This is a genomic window from Okeania sp. SIO2C9 (assembly GCF_010672455.1).
Classification (GTDB): domain Bacteria; phylum Cyanobacteriota; class Cyanobacteriia; order Cyanobacteriales; family Microcoleaceae; genus Okeania.
This window is the reverse complement of sequence record NZ_JAAHGO010000007.1, coordinates 1-19,112: the sequence shown is the minus strand read 5'-3', so window position 1 is coordinate 19,112 and position 19,112 is coordinate 1. Positions and strand designations below refer to the sequence as shown.

At 36.0% G+C, this 19,112-nt stretch carries 13 protein-coding genes; 8 read left to right on the top strand and 5 right to left on the bottom strand.

Features of this window, described 5'->3' with window-relative positions; genetic code table 11:
* The first annotated feature begins 565 nt into the window (after positions 1–565).
* The gene (locus F6K23_RS06515) at positions 566–1,168 is read left to right on the top strand and encodes a hypothetical protein (protein WP_293152288.1); all 603 of its coding nucleotides are present in this window, start codon (positions 566–568) and stop codon (positions 1,166–1,168) included.
* A gap of 824 nt (positions 1,169–1,992) precedes the next feature.
* Here the strand turns inward: F6K23_RS06515 and F6K23_RS06510 are convergent.
* Positions 1,993–2,517: a phycobiliprotein lyase gene (locus F6K23_RS06510; protein ID WP_293152285.1), complete on the bottom strand. Its 525-nt coding sequence runs from the start codon at positions 2,515–2,517 to the stop codon at positions 1,993–1,995.
* Positions 2,518–3,483: 966 nt separating this feature from the next.
* Between F6K23_RS06510 and F6K23_RS06505 the strand changes: the two genes are divergently transcribed.
* From F6K23_RS06505 to F6K23_RS06475, 7 genes are all read left to right on the top strand, one after another.
* A complete protein-coding gene (locus tag F6K23_RS06505; RefSeq protein WP_293152282.1) occupies positions 3,484–5,304 on the top strand; it encodes a hypothetical protein in 1,821 nt (606 codons plus the stop codon).
* Between the two features lie 1,316 nt (positions 5,305–6,620).
* The gene (locus tag F6K23_RS06500) at positions 6,621–6,869 is read left to right on the top strand and encodes a hypothetical protein (RefSeq protein WP_293152279.1); all 249 of its coding nucleotides are present in this window, start codon (positions 6,621–6,623) and stop codon (positions 6,867–6,869) included.
* A gap of 527 nt (positions 6,870–7,396) precedes the next feature.
* The gene (locus F6K23_RS06495) at positions 7,397–9,571 is read left to right on the top strand and encodes a hypothetical protein (RefSeq protein WP_293152276.1); all 2,175 of its coding nucleotides are present in this window, start codon (positions 7,397–7,399) and stop codon (positions 9,569–9,571) included.
* A gap of 1,204 nt (positions 9,572–10,775) precedes the next feature.
* Positions 10,776–11,219, top strand: coding sequence for a YbjN domain-containing protein (locus F6K23_RS06490; RefSeq protein ID WP_293152273.1), 444 nt, complete (start codon positions 10,776–10,778; stop codon positions 11,217–11,219).
* A gap of 473 nt (positions 11,220–11,692) precedes the next feature.
* Positions 11,693–12,070: a hypothetical protein gene (locus F6K23_RS06485; protein ID WP_293152270.1), complete on the top strand. Its 378-nt coding sequence runs from the start codon at positions 11,693–11,695 to the stop codon at positions 12,068–12,070.
* A gap of 412 nt (positions 12,071–12,482) precedes the next feature.
* The gene (locus tag F6K23_RS06480) at positions 12,483–12,887 is read left to right on the top strand and encodes an IS200/IS605 family accessory protein TnpB-related protein (RefSeq protein ID WP_293152267.1); all 405 of its coding nucleotides are present in this window, start codon (positions 12,483–12,485) and stop codon (positions 12,885–12,887) included.
* Between the two features lie 449 nt (positions 12,888–13,336).
* Positions 13,337–14,029, top strand: a complete 693-nt coding sequence (locus F6K23_RS06475) for a sigma-70 family RNA polymerase sigma factor (protein WP_293152264.1) — start codon at positions 13,337–13,339, stop codon at positions 14,027–14,029.
* A 589-nt stretch (positions 14,030–14,618) separates the two neighbouring features.
* Here the strand turns inward: F6K23_RS06475 and F6K23_RS06470 are convergent.
* The 4 genes from F6K23_RS06470 to F6K23_RS06455 all read right to left on the bottom strand — a co-directional run bounded on the left by F6K23_RS06470 (position 14,619) and on the right by F6K23_RS06455 (position 18,999).
* Positions 14,619–15,203: a hypothetical protein gene (locus F6K23_RS06470; RefSeq protein ID WP_293152261.1), complete on the bottom strand. Its 585-nt coding sequence runs from the start codon at positions 15,201–15,203 to the stop codon at positions 14,619–14,621.
* 470 nt (positions 15,204–15,673) lie between these two features.
* On the bottom strand, positions 15,674–17,302 hold the full coding sequence (locus F6K23_RS06465) for a cell wall metabolism sensor histidine kinase WalK (protein WP_293152258.1): 1,629 nt from the start codon (positions 17,300–17,302) through the stop codon (positions 15,674–15,676).
* 1,055 nt (positions 17,303–18,357) lie between these two features.
* Positions 18,358–18,750, bottom strand: a complete 393-nt coding sequence (locus F6K23_RS06460) for a WG repeat-containing protein (protein WP_293152255.1) — start codon at positions 18,748–18,750, stop codon at positions 18,358–18,360.
* Between the two features lie 105 nt (positions 18,751–18,855).
* On the bottom strand, positions 18,856–18,999 hold the full coding sequence (locus tag F6K23_RS06455) for a hypothetical protein (RefSeq protein ID WP_293152252.1): 144 nt from the start codon (positions 18,997–18,999) through the stop codon (positions 18,856–18,858).
* Positions 19,000–19,112 lie beyond the last annotated feature (113 nt).

Genomic DNA, 19,112 nt, shown 5'->3' with positions numbered 1-19,112 from the left:
TTATTCTTACAACTTCGCTGTTTATTTCTTACTTATATAAACTCTCATAAAATCTTGCTATAATGAGGAAATAGGAAATAGGGAGAAAAAAAGGTTTCATAATAATATGGAACAGGGAAAAGAGAAAAAAAAGTTGTTTTATCACTAATTAAGCGCCCATAAAATGGCAGATTTAAAGTGCAATAGTATTAGTTAAAGAAAAAATTGTTTTTAACTTTTAACCTTTGTGATATTATATGCGAGTAATTTAACAGTTCGATCAGGAGTCCCCAATTAATATTATGTTTGCTTGAATACCTAATAAATATAAATAAAGACAGCTACTTATAAGGATAAGGAGAATTGTATCCGTTTCATGTAAGTCAAAAGTAAAAAATCTAATATTTTATTGATAATGCAATGATTAGGAGATGGTATGATACTAATTATCAATTTTTTCATCATGTAAGAAAGTGAATTGATAACTTCATTTAACTTTTATTTGTTCCCCATTCTCCACTCTTATTGAATCTCCCTCAATAATTAAGAAAAATGGTATTATCTATTAGCAAAAAATCAAAGGCCAATGACAGAACAGTCATCAACATTTGCTTTACCAGAGGCTCTATTAAATAAATATGATTTTGACCTCGCTGATGAGACTTCTGAGCAACTTATTACTCGTTGGCACAATAAGTATCAAGTAGAGTGGCTTCTCTTAGCAGTAGTTGAGGCGCTATATCTTGGACGTTACAAAGCTGTCTGTGTTGAGCAAATCTTGACATTATGGGAACGTCGTGGTCAACCTGTCTATCATTTCAACTCTGAATTTCAAAATATTATTACTAAAAATATTCTCACAAATTTAACATCTCAGATAGATACTCAGTCTTTACAACCAGAGACACTACCTAGTTTATCTGAATCCAAACCTCCTGAGTATTCTACATCTACATCAGTCGATCCATCCTCAAACCCCTTTAAACCAAACTCAACAAATACAACTCAAGATTTGATCGAGCAGATTCCAGTACAAACAACCCAGTCTAAGATCAAACACACTGATTTTTATACTAAACTAAAAGCATTTGTAAAAAATAGTCAAGCATCGCGATCGAATCAGAGCAAACCCGATCGAGTTAAACAGACAGAAACATCGCAGAAAATAGAAAGTACACAAAAGCAATGAAATAGGTTAATTCTTGCTACAGATGACTGATGAGAAGATGGAGATTGGGAGATTGGGAGATTGGGAGATTGGGAGATTGGGAGATTGGTATATTTGCACAATTTTTTGTATTTCATATAACTAATTAAACAGACATGATATAATACCACTTTGAAAAAAGAATGCTATAAAAAGTGCATCTTGATCGGATCTGCTTAAAAATAGCTTCTCCAGTTCATTTTAGATGGTGATATCTATCGTTTTCCCTTTTTTTCAATATTTATTCCTTATTCCTTCTTGTTTCTTCCTTCTTTCGGTTATGCATCAGTAAAGTGTGGGATAAGTAAGTAGTGCTGGTCAATAATCATCTAAAAGCACTGTCAAGAGTGAGTTTTTCGGATTTTTGTCGGGAAAAAAGTGCAAATTTTTCAGCCTTTAATATCAAACTCGTTTAATTGGACATCAAAAAAATCTCGAATCGTCATCACTAATAAATGTTTGTGATTCTTTCTCCTCCTGAGGACTGAGGAGTGTCTCCTCAAGACTTAACCAATCTATAACTGTTTAACCGGATTTGAGATCAGACCATAAAAGCTATGATCAGTGGCAGACTTGCACAAAAAGATACAGGTACAGTTATTCCTTCTACTTCCCACCCTCCACACACTTCCCACACTTCCTTGACGTACTACCCTTCTTTCTTACTTTTACTATTTGTAACAAACGTTAATCAAATTGGTATAACATATTAGGGTGAGTTTATCAAGTAAGATACAAATAACTCACCCCTAGAGATTCTTCTTTGGAGATGTTTTCTGACGATCAAGCAACCAATATGATCCAGTTTAATTTTTCACTCGGCGAATTTCTGAGCAAAAAGAAGCTAGAGTAAAACCTAATGGTCTTTTAACTACACTGGTGCGTAACCGTAAATTAGGCATCAAATACCAGAAACGTTCCTCCGCGTATAAATCTTCCGACTCAGTAATCAATGTTAAAACATCATCACTCCCCATAATATATCGACCACTGATATTTGTACTCTTACCATCCCCTTTATCCTGCAATAATCTACCTTGGTGGGGGTCGTCAGAATTAGGAATAACTATCAACATTGTTGCACCTATATCTTTCACTTGCTCTCGGTTGATAGTACCATTCCAGTTAATTTGCACCCCTACTAATTGAGCTACACTTGGGTCAGTTTGATGTTGTTCGCACAACTTAATTACTGTGGGATTTGTTTTTTCTAATATTTCAACATTTACTTCTGATTTGCCTGCTTGCAACTCCCCGGAAACTAAATTGTGAATCGTGCGTTGGGAAAACCATTGACCTGCACTCAACTGCAAAAATTCGATAATGTCCATTAACTTGCTAATAGTATTAATTCTGAATCAATACTATTGTTGCACTGATTGGCATATATGGCACTTATATCATGTGCCCCCGGAGGGGGAGCTACGCTCGCCCCTTCTAGGGGAGCTGCGCTAACGATTGAATACCAATAATATCTGTGAAGGTCAATGGGTAATCGCTAATTGGCACGCTTCTCAAACAGCTTCAAATTTTGGAATTGCAGCGAATGTTACTGTTATATCTAGAGCTACTAACTACTAAATTTTATCATTACTAAAATAAAAATATTATATATTTTAGCCTCTAGTAGCTTTTCTCTATTGAATGATTTATAATACATGAGGTATTAGGCTATTAGAGTTAGAAAGTAATATCTTAATTATTAACTTGAAAATTTTAACACTCATAACATTAAATAATTATGTATAATATTGTCAATCTGTATTTTTTTTTGATGTTACTAATTTTCATCTAAAGGTTGATTTTCATAAATTAAAATAATAGCGATCGCATATCTTCAGAACAACCGTAAAAAATAATTATTTCCTAGCTAAGTTAGCCACAATAGACATAGGGATAAAAAAGACAAGCTAGAAGTCGGGGATTTAAACCCAAGCTTTTAGCACTCTGAAAACTTGCGGAGCATTGCGGTACGGAAATGCTGAAATGCTGATAGCTAATTAATTGATTGGCTGAAGATGTCTAATCAACAAAAACTGTAATAAGCAAGCAAATAATTTTTATTATCGCAAATATATTTGGTTTTCTTAGAAGGTAAAAAAATCAAAAATCAAACTATAGCTTGATCCCAGCAACAATAGATGAATCAAAAAAGAGAATTCAATTGGACTAAAAAACCATAATTGTGACGATAACTCTTTCCAAAAACATCAAATTGTGGTAGATATTAAGGTTAAGCTATGCTATTAAAATTATTATATATCACTAAATATGGTATAAGTCAAGGGTACTAAACTATGCTCATAGAGATATTAACCCTTTTTGCGGGTGCAGGACTTGAACAAGCAACCAGTGTCACATGGCATTGGGTAAGTAAATGGGCAGCAAAAAAAGCTGATGAAAAGAATCAGGTAATACAGACAGCCTTAGTAACTTCATATTGTAAGGCTTTACAGGTAATTCGTAAAGAATCTCAACAACTACCTCAATGGAGGCAAGATAAAGCTGAAATTGAAGGCAGACTAACGGAAATGGAGAAAGATGCACTGATTATACTAGATTTAGTGCAAAAACACAAGCAAAGAATAACTCATCTACCTCAAGGAAGAGAAGAAGAAGCAATAGTGAAAGTCGTGATGTCTAGATTGCAAAGCAAAGATAAGTGGCTCAAACACGCTCCAAAAGAATTATTTGTGCTAGTGGAAACTAAATTAGTGTCAATTACAGTCCATCAATTTCGTCACGAGTTGAGAACAGAAAGTACAGTATTTCAAGCCTTAGTACATGATATGCTAGCAACAGCAGGTGAAGATATCAGTCGTCTTGTTGATGTGACCAACAAAATAGAGAGAAGAGTCGATCAATTTGTTGGGGACTACCGTCAAGATATAGACAAAATAATTGCAGGTATTGGTGGAGCTAATACTCACTTAGAACAGTTAATATTACTGCTGCGTAAACAGATGCAAAAATGTCAGGTAATACCTGCTGACTTTGCTGCATTAATAGCAGATAAAACGGAAGGCTTTCTCGGACGAGGTTTTGTTTTTGATGCCATTGAAGATTTCATCCATAACCAATCTAAAGGATATTTTATCATTGAAGCTGACCCAGGAGTAGGCAAAAGTACAATCATTGCCGAATATGTACGTCGCATTGGTTGTCTTGCCTATTTCAATTTATTATCAGAAGGTAGAACTAGGGCTGAAGATTTTCTTAAAAGTATCTGTACCCAGTTAATTGAAGGTTATAATTTGCCTTATGAACTACCATTACATCCGGATAACACTAGCAATGGCAACTTTCTATCAAAACTACTAAACGAAATTAGTGCCCTACTAAAACCAGGAGAAAAACTCATAATAGCAGTTGATGCCTTAGATGAAGTAGATTTAAGTAGTCAAAGTGGGGCGGCTAATGTGCTTTACTTACCAGCAAACTTACCCAATAAAGTTTATTTTCTGCTGACTAAGAGGTCTGACCCACTACCGTTAGTCATTTCGGCACCACAGAAAATTTTTGACTTAATGATTTATCCCAATGAAAGCCTAGAAGATGTAAAACTATTTATTCGTCTGCGCACAAAGCGACTGGCAGTGAAAGAATGGATAGAAGAAAGAGGCTTAACATTAGAAGAATTTGTCGAATCTATAGCCAGCAATAGTGAAAATAATTTCATGTACTTAAAATATGTACTTGATGATATTGAGCAAGGTAACTATAGAGATATCAGCTTAGAAAGTTTACCCCAAGGTTTAGAGAAATATTACGATCAACACTGGCATCGAATGAAAATGAATGTCAAACCATTGCCTATTACTAAATTAAAAATCATATATTTCTTAACAAAAACTCGTAAGCCAGTATCCTGTGGAATGTTAGCAAAATTAAGTGGAGAAATTTCCTTAATGGTTCAAGAAATCCTAGATGAGTGGGCACAATTTCTGCGAATTCATCAAACAGAAGGAAAACCAGTTTATAGCATATATCATGCTGCATTTCAAGACTTTCTCTACCGAAAAGATATTGTTCAAGAAGTAGAGTCATTAATTGAAATCGAAAGTATGGAAAAACAAATCAAAAATAATTTGTTAGGAATGGTTTACAAAAATGCCTAAAAATTAGGATTTGAAGTTGGAAGTTAGGAGACACAAAAAGTGTAAATATAGATAATTTTGTAGGGTTGGCAAGTTTTTTTTTATTGCTCAATGTTTGCTGACTGAAAATTTCTGGTGTCAAGACTCTTGCTTCAGCTAGAGGTAGTGATAACTGATAACTGAAATGACCCTATGGGGTAGTTCTGCATAGTAATGGTATACAGGAACAAGGAATTCCTAGCACGGGAGCAAGATGCTCCCACTACAGTTGAGAAAGGTTATTTTGATGAGTCGGAGCTAGCTTTTCATTACAAATAATTATAATTCGGCTTTTTTGGAATAGATAATCAGTATGGCGCTTACTAATACTCAAATTGTCTGTAAAATGGGTATTTCAGCTCGTACAGTACAATCGTCTTTAGCTTGACTTTTAGGTAAATACTAGATACCCCACTAGATAGTTCACTAATCTCTTGGAAATCGCAGTTTCCAAGAGGTTGATTTAGCTGTACAGTACACTTTCCACTCATCACTGTACAGTTAATTAGACATTTGGGTTTTGAGCAACAATTACAAGAAAACCTGTGAAAACGAAGATTTACTAAATGTTATTACTGTTGAGCATTGATGAAGTTGTTCAGGTTTTTCAAACTTTATAAATTATACATATAATAATATCCTAAAGATCCTTTGAGACATAAAGTACAAGAATTCAGAACAGCCTAGTTGATTTGAGAAACACTATTTTTTATTGCTACAGATATATAAGCTTTAAATTAATCGAATCAACGAAAGATGTTGATTATTTGTATCAATTTTATTTTTTACTTCAAAGTTGGAGTTTATGAAGTTTTGGTGAAGCTGATATGAAGTTTTGATGAACAAGGAACAAAATGCTTGCCACCTAAATAAGATCAAGATTAATATTTTTTTAGAACTTGATAGTTCAAATTAAACAGAAACAAATTGAAGGTTATGAACAGCAAAAAAATAGTCAGAAAAAAGAAAACCAGTCTATTTACAAGACTGGCAACACCATTCATTATTTCTTTATTGCTCCCATCAAGTTTGATTTTTGAAGTCGAATTTCCTAATAGTATTAGGGTAGAGCTAAGGAAAAATTTTACTGAACTTTTTGTAATTAAGTAAGACCTTGATGGAATGGATTCCTACGGCAATAGGAGTCCATTCAGAATTAAAAAGCTCAAAACTTTTAACCATTAGATTTAAACCAAACTAGATGTGTTATCTTTAGATAATAATATTTAACTGTTTTGAATTAATCAAGCCCATATTAAGGATAATTGCAAATCTTCATTAAATCTTTAACAAAATGAGTGCGTTCTTTACCATTTCTTTATAGAACCCATGCCGAACTATTTCATACTGTTAGCTTGGAACAAGTTTATGCAACAATTTTGTATTATTTGCGCGATCGCGAAAGGGTAGGACAATATTTAGACAATTGCTTGGACTATACGAATAAAGCTCAAACTGAATTTGACCATCATCCTCCATCTTTTGTAGGGAATGTACTAAAGTGGAAGTTAGAACGCTTAACTCAAGCAGAGGAAGTGCCTAAATAATGGTAATTAAAGAAGGTTTTAGGTGGTAGGTTGTAGGTTCATTATTTAGTGGTAGGGTAGGCTAAATCAAACCCGCTCAGGTTCGGTATAAAAAAAATTTCCAACTTATGCGCCATTACCAAATCTTTCTCTATCTTCCCATCACCCCGCACTCCCCACACTCCTTATCTAATTAAACTACTGTTCCTCTACCTTAATTCTTATTCTCAATAGATATCTCCAATAATAAAAAATAAAATCAATTATTGCACAGAAATTATCAATTATTTCCCACTAATCCCTACTCCCTGCTCCCTACTCCCTCTTTTCTAGAGATGTCTAATATTATAAATGTATAAAATGTATAAGCACTAAAGCTAAATTAATTGTATATTTGATGGTCATATTAAATAGGTGGGCAAAATTATTTTTATATCTACTGCTTAAGCAAACAAGTATCTTTTTATTTCCTACTTCCTGCTTAAAGATGTTAAATTAATTTTGCACAAATACCTATTAGTTTACATCAGTATAACAAGGAAATTGAAATGGGTGAGTTTAGAGAAAATTTAGCTCAAATGCCCCTAGAAGATCAATACTATCTCTTAGAAACTTTACCAGGTTTTCTCGTGAGTGAATCTGATACAGAACAATTGCATCGCTTACTCACAGATTTTGATTTTATTGAATCAAGACTATATTTATTCGGAGTAGAATATCTATTAAATGATTATGAGGAAGCCATGCATTCCAATGTATGGACTTCAAGTGAAAAAGTTAAAACTCTAAAATTAATTCAAGGGGCAATTGAACTATCATCTCATATCCTTGTCGAAGATAAAACACAACTACCAGGACAACTTTGGGGGCGACTGCTATCTTTTGAAATACCAGAAATTCAAAAAATGCTACAACAAGCTAAATCTTGGAACCGGACGCCCTGGTTAAGACCAATGGTACCAAGTCTCACACCACCAGGAGGTAGACTACTACGCACTTTCATCGGTCACACTGGCTGGGTAAATGCAGTAGTTGTCACCCCAGAAGGATTGGTAATTTCTGGTTCTGCTGATAATACTCTCAAAGTTTGGAACCTGGAAACAGGGAAAGAAATAGCAACCTTAACTGGACACAAGGCGAGAATTAGAGCTATAGCATTACTAAATGATAAATGGGTGGTTTCCGGGTCCGATGACTTCAGCATCAAAATTTGGAACCTAGAAACAACTAAAGAATTTCTCACTCTCACTGGTCATACAAGAGGAGTAAGAGCAGTAGCAGTATTACCAGATGGTAAAGTAGTTTCCGGTTCTTCAGATAATACGATTAAAGTCTGGAATATTGAAACACAAAAAGAAGAAATTACCCTCACTGGTCATAAAGGTTGGGTCAATTCGTTAGCGGTATTATCCGGTCGAGAAATTATTTCAGGTTCATCTGATGGCACTCTCAAGATTTGGAATCTCCAGACAAAAGAACAAGTATTGACACTAACTGGTCATACCGGTGGTGTGAGAAGTGTAGCAATACTTCCAGAAGAACAAGTAATTTCCGGTTCTTCAGACAACACTATTAAAGTTTGGAATTTGCGCAGCCAAAAAACTATTTTGACATTCAAAGGTCACAGCAAAGGAATAAATGCAGTAGCAGTAGCTCCAAACAGTAAGGAAATTATTTCTGCTGCTTCTGACAATACTCTCAAAGTTTGGAGTCTCCAGACAGGAGAAGAGTTATTTGCTCTCAAAGGTCATGCTGACTCAGTATATGCAGTGGCAGTTTTACCAGATGGACGCATAATTTCTGGTTCTGATGATTTTACTCTGAAGGTTTGGAGTCTTGATACTTCTGAAGAATTGCCACCCCCCATCGGACATACTAATAGGGTGAATGCAGCAGTAGTGCTACCAGATAGACAAGCAGTATCAGCATCTTGGGATAACACCATCAAAGTCTGGAATTTTAATACAGCTAAATCAGTTTGTACTCTTAAAGGTCACACCGATCGAGTCAATTCAGTAGCTGTATTACCAGGCAAACGTATTATATCATGTTCGGATGATAACACTCTCAAAATTTGGAGTTTGGAAACAGCAAAGGAATTGTTGACGATAGAAGGTAACACTAGATGTATTTTTGCTGTGGCAGTTACACCAGAGGGTAAACGAGCGATCGCCTGTTTGTCTGACCAAACTCTAAAAGTCTGGAGTTTAGAAACTTTACGGGAAGTTTCTACTCTCATAGGACATACTGACTGGGTAAGTTCAGCGATCGTAACACCAGATGGTAAACGAGCGATTTCTGGGTCTTTTGATAAAACTATTAAAATTTGGTGCTTGGAAACTGGAGAAGAAGTTTCTACTTTAGTCGGTCATAATGGGTGGGTAAAAGCGTTAGCAGTAACACCAGATGGCAAGCGATTAATTTCTGGGTCTTTTGATAAAACTGTTAAAGTTTGGTGCTTAGAAACTACAGAGGAACTATTTAGTTTGAGCGGTCATACTGACTGGGTAAGTTCAGTTGCAGTAACACCAAATGGTAAGCAAGTGATTTCTGCATCTGATGATCATACTCTCAAAGTTTGGGACTTAGAAAAGCGACGGGCGATCGCCCATTTTACAGGAGAGAGTTCCTTAGAATGTTGCGCTGTGGCAGAAGATGGAGTAAAAATTATTGTTGGTGAAGCCTCTGGAAGGGTACATTTTTTAACATTAGAAAGTTCTTAGGTCGTAGGTGTAAGCTCAAGATCGAACACTGGAAACGGAGCAGAAATTTGGGATATTCCTTCAAGAACGCTTCAATAGAACATTTTTATTATACTTAATCATCCGGACATTGTATTATACCAATTTGATAAATTTTTGTTACAAATAGCTAGGCTATTTCTTAGGAGTCAGTGGTAGGGCAAACGGCCGTTTGCCCGTATAGGTAGGGGAGCAGTCGGATTGGCGATGTACAGAATGAATGACTTCTATACCATTTTTTAGGTTAAAACTTATCTTTTTCATCAAAGGGATATCTTTATATAAAATCTTTTAATCATCCCCAATTATTCGTAACATTCTTTTTTTAAATTGGTATTATACCAATTTTATATGAGGTTGCATAGAATTACAAAATTCATTCATTGATCTATCTTTATCTACGTCTATCTACAGTCAATTGTGCTTTAAGTATTATTCTATGCAGCTTCATTTCAATTTGGTATTAGAGGGAGTAGGCAATAGGGGGAAAATAAGGCAAAGAAGGATAGAAGAGAAAGTTTGTCGAGGGCGAGATTAAGTGGACATGATATTACCGAAAAATTGTGGGTATGCGCCTCCCCTTGGATAGGGGATAATAAGCGGTCGTTTGCGCAGCATGACCTAGGATGGGATGGCGAGGTCAAAGGAGCCATATCCAATCGACTCCTGTGAAAAAAAATTTTCATCTCTTTGTCAATCCTCTTCAATTCATGGAGAGGTAATTATTCATTATTCATTATTCATTATTCATTATTGAAAGAGCGATCGCTCAATAGACATCTCCATAAAAGAGGGAACACCGGATAAATAATTGAGAATCTATGGATAATAATTGATTTTATTTTTGATTTTTGGAGATGTCTAAATAATCTCAAAATAACTGGCTTTTGATCGAATATTACTGCGACCAACCGATAGAAATCAATTTATCAAAACCATTGTTGTTTTAATAGTTATTGTTTTAGTAGTCGCAATGCTTGAATTGCCAGAAATAAAAAACCCACCGATCCTAATGCAGTGAGAATTTGGGCTACTAAACTAGGTGTTAATATTTCACTCATAATTGTATCCTAAGAAAATCATAAACTTACAGTCTATTTTATCTCAAACTGCAAAAATTGATATATTATAGTTATTATATTTTTTTGTAATGGCTAGTTTCTAGTAAAGCTTTTGGAGAAAAATAATGCAATTTGAGACGAATGTACAAGAAGCTTGCTACAACAAAATCTCTCTCTGGATGAGAGAATTATTTGATAAATTTCCCTGCGTGAGACAAGACTTACCAGGTGTTACTTTGTTTATGGGTTCTGCTTTAGTTGAAGTATCTGTTTTTGCTTGGGGAGATAATGAGGCAATAATTAATACTCGCTCCTATGTGGTGACAAATGTAGATTTAAAATCAGATTTGATGAAATTTTTACTGCAAGAAAATAGTAAAATGCGCTTTGGTGCTTTTGGTATAGATGAAAATAATAGTATTATATTTGAACATACAATAGTCGGTTCTACTTGCGATAAACCAGAATTAGAGGCATCTGTAAAAGCAGTTTTAGCAATTTCTGATGAATACGACGATAAAATTGTTGAACAGTGGGGAGGACATAGGGCTATGGACAGAATATATTAGATATCTCCAGAAAAGCTATCCATTATCAGGAACTTCTGAAAACTTTTTGGGGAGAAGGGGAGCAGCGGTGCGACCCCGCGTCGGCGTTAGCTTTAGCTTCTCCGGAGGAGGCTAGACGCAAGCGGTCAGACTCCGCGACGACGACAGCTCGCTTGCGGAATGCTGACTCCTGTGAGGGAACGCGCACTCCTGTGAGGGAGCAGGGGAGAAGAGAGAAAGAGTCAATTTAGCAGTAGTGATCGCTGCTTAAGTTCTCAAAAAAATGTGCTTTTCAATACATTATTTTTGAGAAAAAAGTCTCTCAAGTACTTATACATAACTTGTCTATTTTGTCAAGTTCACGAAAGATGGACGAGAGTTTGAAAGTCACGTCTTTTTAAAGCGTGGATGAAAAAGAATGGGCGATTTTAATCGCCTTAAAAATTTGTCATTTTCTATTCTTTAATGTTATCCTATTAAAGGAGGTGATAAAGATGTATGGATGTCAGCAAGAGTTAATTAAGATTCCCGAAATTATCTCGTTTTTAGAATACTTATGTACTACAGCAAATAAACTCATTAATTGCGGGATTTATTTGGCTAGGCAATGGTATTTTAAGTCATGTAAAATTCTGGGAAAATACAACTTAGAAAAGAAGTTAAAGCCCAATAGTAATTATCAGTTTTTGTATTCTCAAGCAGCACAACAAACTCTTAGAGGAGTAGGGTCAGCATTTAAGTCTTATCAAGCACTTTCTAAGAAGTATCTCAAAGGAGAATTAACTGATAAACCTCAACTACCAAAATATCGCAAAAAGGGAGGAATAGGAGTAATAACTTATCCGTGCGCAAGCTTTAAAGCTGGAAAATAGTCAAGTTAAAGTACCTCTGGCCAGAAAGGTTAAAGCAGCATTTAAAGTTGATAGTTTTCTCTTAGATTTCCCTAGTAATCTTGAGTTTAAAGAAATCAGATAAATTAGGATTTTACCTCGTAACTACTGTTTTTATGTCGAATGGGTTTATGAGTTAAAAGCTGATAAACCTCAGCTAGATCAAGCCAAAGTTATAGGGATAGACCACGGAGTTGATAATTGGTTAAGTTGTGTCTCTAATGTAGGGAAAAGTTTGATTATTGATGGTAAACACCCACCCCTTTAGTTCCCCTCCCGGGAGGGGATAGGGGTGGGTTAGTACAACAAACAAATAGCTACAATTAAAGATAATAAACCCCAAATATTTTGGTCAAATAAATTAGCGTGCATAACTGCAAAACGCAATATAAAAATGCGCGATGCTGTTAATAAAGCAGCAAGATTGGTGATTAATCATTGCCTTAAACATGGAATTTGCCTAATGATTTTTGGTTGGAATAAACGACAAAAAGATAGTATTAATATCGGTGCAAAAAACAACCAAAAGTTTGTACAAATCCCCACAGCTAAACTCAAAGAACGAATTATTCAGTTATGCGAATTATACGGCATAGAGTTTATTAAAACGGAAGAATCGTATACCTTGCAAGCTAGCTTTTTAGATGATGACTTGTTGCCAAACTACGGTGAAAAACCCGGAAGCTGGAAGCCATCAGGCAAGAGAATTAAGCGATGCAGCGCCGCAAAAGGGGGTTTCCCCCATGAGCGACTGCATCAAGACAACGAGGACTCTATCAAACTCAAAACGGTTTGTTAGTTAATGCCGATTGTAATGGCGCAGCTAATATCCTCAAAAAAGTAGCGGTAACTTTAAGGTTTTCCCTTAAAGAAGTCAGTAGAGGCAGTTTGATAATGCCTTTAAGAATCAAGTTTTGGATTGCTTAAGAATCCCCTGTGCTTCAGCCAAGGGAATATCAATCTTAAGAAAGATGTTTATAAAGCATAGCTAGAAAAGAGGGAGTAGGCGGAAATAATTAGTAATTTATGTGCGATAATTGATTTTATTTTTTATTATTGGAGATGTTTATTAGACCTCTCTCCACTCTAATAGTTAGGACAAAACTCCTTTTCATCACATTTGACTTCAGCCTAAAAAAGTAGTGCATAAAATTAGGTATTGAAAGCTTTTTAATAATTTTAATTGCCTGATTTTAGAATTAATAGTGGTTCGACCGAATATTCATTAATCTAAATTTTTCATACTTTATGCTAAAAACAGAGCCTACTTACACATTTCCTGAATCTAATCACCCTATAGTTAAATCACTATTCCATCATAGTGACCAGGAACTATTAACCTTATTTCAAAACTATCCAGACCAAGGAAAATACTTCGTAGCGATTTTTTGTCGCTATGGTATGATAGTCCAAACTTTAATTCAACATTCCTTGCGATCCCCTGTTCAAGCAGATTATCTATTTGCCCAAACTTGGCAACATATATTTTATGAACTGCGTGGCCTAGATTTACGAGAGGGGGCAGATCCAACCAACGAAAATACTACTCTCCAGAATTGGTTAATAAATGTTACAGCTATTAGTCTTAACCAAGCAGAAATTCCTCCTGTTGAATCAATTCGTTATTCTTTACAGGTAGCTCCACCACCTTTATGGTGCTATGTTAGGCAAGTATTAGACCAGTTAGAGGCACTACTGCGCTTGATTATGTTAATGTCTCAGACTTTCCACTGGAGTGAAACAAGAATTGCAGCATATCTCCAAGCTGAGGGAGAAACTATTTCATCTCAGGAGATAAAATCTTTGTTGCAGCAGGGATACCATCATCTAGATAATAATTTACCGGAGGATATTAAAGCTATCTATTTTAATGATGATATGGAACAAGTTAGTACAAGTATAAATCAGTTTCTCAAAGTTTCAAAAGAACCAGAATCTTGATGTAGTTAAGGTCAAGACTGCGCTATGGTAGAAGTCCTAATATTTCAAAGACAGATATTTACCAAATAGGGAACAGGCAAAAGTCGGAAAAAACATTTCCCTGTCTAAGGTCGGTCGATCGTTAATTTATCTACCAAGCAACTCTTTCTTTAGCTATTGCACAACATTGTTCGGTATTCATGCTGTTTGCTTTTCCATAGAATTACTAATTACTTAGGAAAGCTTTGCATTAGCAAAACGTCTCCTATGAAGTAGGTCTTCTGCCGAAATTTTTTAAATTTAACTTAGGATTGAAAGTTATGTAGATGATATAGCGCTGTGCGCAGGCAACAGCTCCGGAAAGCAACAGCTCCGAAAGGGGGAATAAATTGCTGATAATATAAGACTTTTAGCTATTTAGCCCCTTCTGCAATTTGTAAATATACCAGCGCTCATTGCTATAACTTAAAAACTTCAGACCTCAAATTTGTCTTGAAATTAACCTAGTGCCACTACGCGGAAGTTAAAAGTCAAAAGTTAAAAGTTAAAAGTATTGATTTGTAATTGTTTTAGCATTTTGTAACTGGTCAGTTATTTCCGTCATCCTGCACTAGTTCAAAAATACTCCTCCTGTCCCAGTAATATTTAGTGACTTAGTATCTAAATCAAAATTTTCTGTGGAATTAAACCTAACCTCTAATACTCTATTAGAAATACCTTGAGGACTTACTAATAATAACCCTCCATCAGGACGTTGGTAGGTTAACGTTAATGGGACTGGCAATTCATATATTTCTGCTACTGACCTTTCTCCTAGAGTCCTATGTCGGCCACCAATTACCTGATATTTAATTACGGCATCCGTTTGATTAATCAATCTTAGAGTAACGAGACCTTCCACAGGGGTAACTCTACCTGCTGGTTCAGGAAATTGTGGTGGTGTTTGATTAATCTCTTGCTGCTGGCCACCAGGGTTTCCTACATTAGGAGGTTGACGGCGAGGAGGCTCACTTCTGTCTGGTTCGGCCTCTACTGGTTTTTCTTGACCGCCAGATGGCTGACTAGCAGGAGGTTGACGACGACGAGGTTCAGTATTCTCTTCTACTTGCGCAGGTTCTTTTCTTAAAGGTTGAGTAGGTGGCTTAGTTGTACCAGGGGGAGGCCCTCCAGCTAGAGCAACTGTAATTAGTCCCATGATTAAACTGCTACAAAGGGTACTAATGATCGGAGTTTTTTCAACAAGTTTAGAAAGGTATTGAATCATCTTGAAAATTCGGTAAGTGTTAAACCACTGTCTTTTAAGCAGTAGATGGAAACGACTTGTGGGCAGGTTTTATAGTGCTACGCGCAAGTCACAAGTTAGTAGGGACGTTAGCGGCAGCTCTGCGTTAGCCAATGGCCATTCGCCTTTACAGAAGTCAGAAGTAATCTCTGACTAACTTTGAGCATTTATAAATGTCAAATAATTGCCTGAAACTATTGTATTGTCAAATTTTTTAGTTTTTAGCCTATCAAATCTAACTTCTAATATATAATCCGGTTATACAGTATATGTTTATAATTCTATCCACACTTCAATTTCCCCATCTCCCCACATTCCCCTCCACCGGAGGGGTTAGGGGTGGGTCCCCATCTCCCCATCTCCCACAACTATATAATAAGTATTCAACTGGATTTGATATGACTCTGATTTATCGGCAAAGTGACTGTGGCCATAGTACCAACTTGAGGATGACTCTCGATAGATATTTGGCCATAATGATTTTCTATAATAGCTAGGGCGATCGCTAACCCTAAACCTGACCCAACTGTACCATGATGTGAACGAGCAGGGTCTACTCGATAAAAGCGATCGAATAAACGTGATAATGTATCAATAGGAATACCAATACCATTATCTTTGACTGTTACTTGAAGAGAGTCATATTTATATTTAAGGTTTTGACAACCTCTGAAAATTACTCCACTACTCTCAGAGCTATTGTCTAGTTCCCTTTTCTGAGTCCTTAAAGTTGCTTTTTTGACTTTGGGAAGGTGCTGCAATTCTACTACTATCTGACCACCAGATGGGGTATGCTGAATTGCATTACTAATCAGATTTGTAAATAACCTTGCTAGTTGGTCCCAATCTCCTATGAGATTAATATCTTCCTCAGATATAAGATTTTTGATGGTTCGAGATGTGTCTTGATTTTTATCTTTTTTTTGTGGGTTTAATACCCCACCGTCTACACGGTGTTCAAAATTGTTTGGGGTGAGATACCCCATGCAATTTTCCCTCCTGACTCCTGAGGACTGACTCCTGACTCCTTCTTCAACTGCCTTTTCAATAAGGTCGGGTAGGGAAATTTTTAATTCTAGATTTATTTCTTGGGCAGTAGCGATCGCTTGTTGTTCTTCTACTACTTCTATCAATAAAGCATCTAATGGTACTGATGAAAACTGTGACTGTACTATTCCACTATCTTGACGTGCTAAAAATAGTAAATCATCTACCAGTTTTCCTAACCGACGAGTTAAACGTTCGATAACTTGTAATTGTTGTTGATGTTCGGATGATGCTAACTCCCGGTCTGCTAAAGCAACTTGTACATTAGTTTGAATCATGGCGATGGGGTTGCGGAGTTCGTGGGAAGCATCAGCAGTAAATTTTTTCAGATGTTGATAAGACTCGCGTACTGGTTGTATTGCTAACCCAGAAAGTAACCAACCAATTGCTCCTACTGAAATTATGACTAAACAGGTGATGATACTTAGGTCTAGCATTAACTGGCGAATTGGTTTTGTTACTTCAAACCAAGGATGACTGACTCGTAAATATCCTAAGACTTGGCGATCGATTTCTACTCTATCTGTTATCTGTCGTAGTAGTAAATTATTGTCTATGGGTTGTTGTAATGTTTCAACTTTTTCCAAGTGAGGGGTTATTCGTACTGTTTCTCCAGTGCGGTTGGAATGTATGGGAATATTTAGGGGAGCGGAAAAGGTTGACCAAATTAGTTCTCCTGTGGAGCTAAACCATTCAAGGTCGATATGGTCATCTTCTACAGTATTGGCATTATCTCGAAAGCTAGCTTCCAGGTTAACACGAAATTTTTTACTATTTTTAGTGGGGAAAGATTCGATGACTAGCGATCGCTCTACTACTTCTACGACATGAAGTAAAGTATCGTCGATGCGTTCGATCAAAGTATTTCGGAAATAGATATAAAATCCTGTGACAAATATTAGTAATAAAATAGCTGTTACTGTGGTGTACCAAATTGCTAAACGACGACGAGTTGTTTGAAACATATTTATCACCTACATTTCGCAGTTCAAAACATAGTATAAAGGATAAGTAGTCAGTAAGTAGGTAGGTCTAATTAAACGTTAAAAAAAATTGTAGGGGGGGGTTTAACTGAAAGCTTTGAATTAAGCGCGATGAGTTCTAAAAATCAGCCCTCTCTAATATTTAATTTATTTATTTTCACCTACTTAGTAGTCAGTATTGAGAGGTGAATATTTATTGCTAATTGCCAGAATAAATTAGGTGTTTATTCTTGATTTATTATCATGATTTGCAGAGTCTAAATATTTGGTAATTCACCGATTTTTATACTATTTTTTGTATGGAACCCATTTGATATCTATATAATTATGGTAGTCAAGTCTTTTCGCGCATCAATTTTGAGGAAAAATCATCAGCAAGGAGTGTTTTTTGTATTATTTATCCCCACATCTTCTCTCTTTCCTCTTACCGAATAATTAATAATTAATAATTAATAATTAAATAATTCGCGCCTTGAAGCCTCCCCTTTTAAAGGGAAAAAAAGCGGTCTATCTTCGCAGCTTCCCGAAGGGTGGGATGGCGATCTTCGGAGCGGGTCTGCAAGAACGGGTCTCCTCGCTGGCCGACCATCGACCAAGAAAAGAAATAATATCTCCTGATATTCAATTCCGTAGCGGTTTTAACCAGAGGTAATTATCAATTATCCATTATCCATTATCCATTATCCATTAATGAACTCCCTCCTGTCTTCCTAACTCCTAGCTAAAAAAACGCGCATATTTATGAACATATAATCGGGGTTTCTATATGGCAAATTGATATGGGGAATGTGATTTATAAGGCAGGAAGCAGAAATAAATCTGGGAGTATAAATACCATCTCCTGAATCAAAGAAATCATAATTTTAATTTTGCTGTAAAAAGGTCAGTGTATCTAGGGAATATAGCAATTATTATATTTGTGAGGTACAAAGTTATGGGTTTTAGGGAAAACCTTAACTGGGAATATTTTAACTGGGAACAGGAAAGAGAAAAGAAGAAAAACAAGTGTAACTCATGAATCCGAGAAGCACTATATTTTAATTCTTGACTTTGCTGCTACTTCTTTTGCGTGTTCTTCTGCTGCGTGGATAGTTTGTATTTTCCAGTTGTTTTTTTGTTATTGTACTTTGCTCTGCTTTGGCATCTTGACATTTTAGATTGACTTGTTTTTTCTTTGGTAAATCTTGATTAGTAGGTGTTTCAACTACTTCTCCCCTTTGATTAAAATATCCCCTCTTTTTTCCTTGCTTAAAAAATGCAACTTCTCCATTAAACCTTCCTAATTCGTCATAACAAATTGGAATAACTTCCTCTCCACAATTATTTATATAACTATATTTTTTTCTAGCCTTACCGAAAAATTGTGGTTTAAAGCCTCCCCTTTTAAGGGGATAATAAGCGGTCGAGGGATGGCGAGGTCTCCTCGCCATATCCAATCGACCAAGAGAAGAAAAATTTTCATCTCACTGTGTATAGAGTCCAGTAACTATTGGACAATAGTTATGAGTACTATATATAGTGTATCTGCGTAAGTTCTATTGGTTTTTGGATAGTCCTGCATGGTAATGGTAGGATACATATTCTTTAATTTCTCTCATACTCCCCATCTCCCCATCTCCCCATCTCCCCATCTCCCCATCTCCCCATCTCCCCATCTCCCCATCCCCCCATCTCCCCATCCCCCCACACTCCTTTACCATTACTATGCACCACCACCGGTTTTTGTTGTGGCGATCGCTATAGATATAGATAGTGTGAATCTATAGATTGATGTTTTTTCGATAGTCCTGCA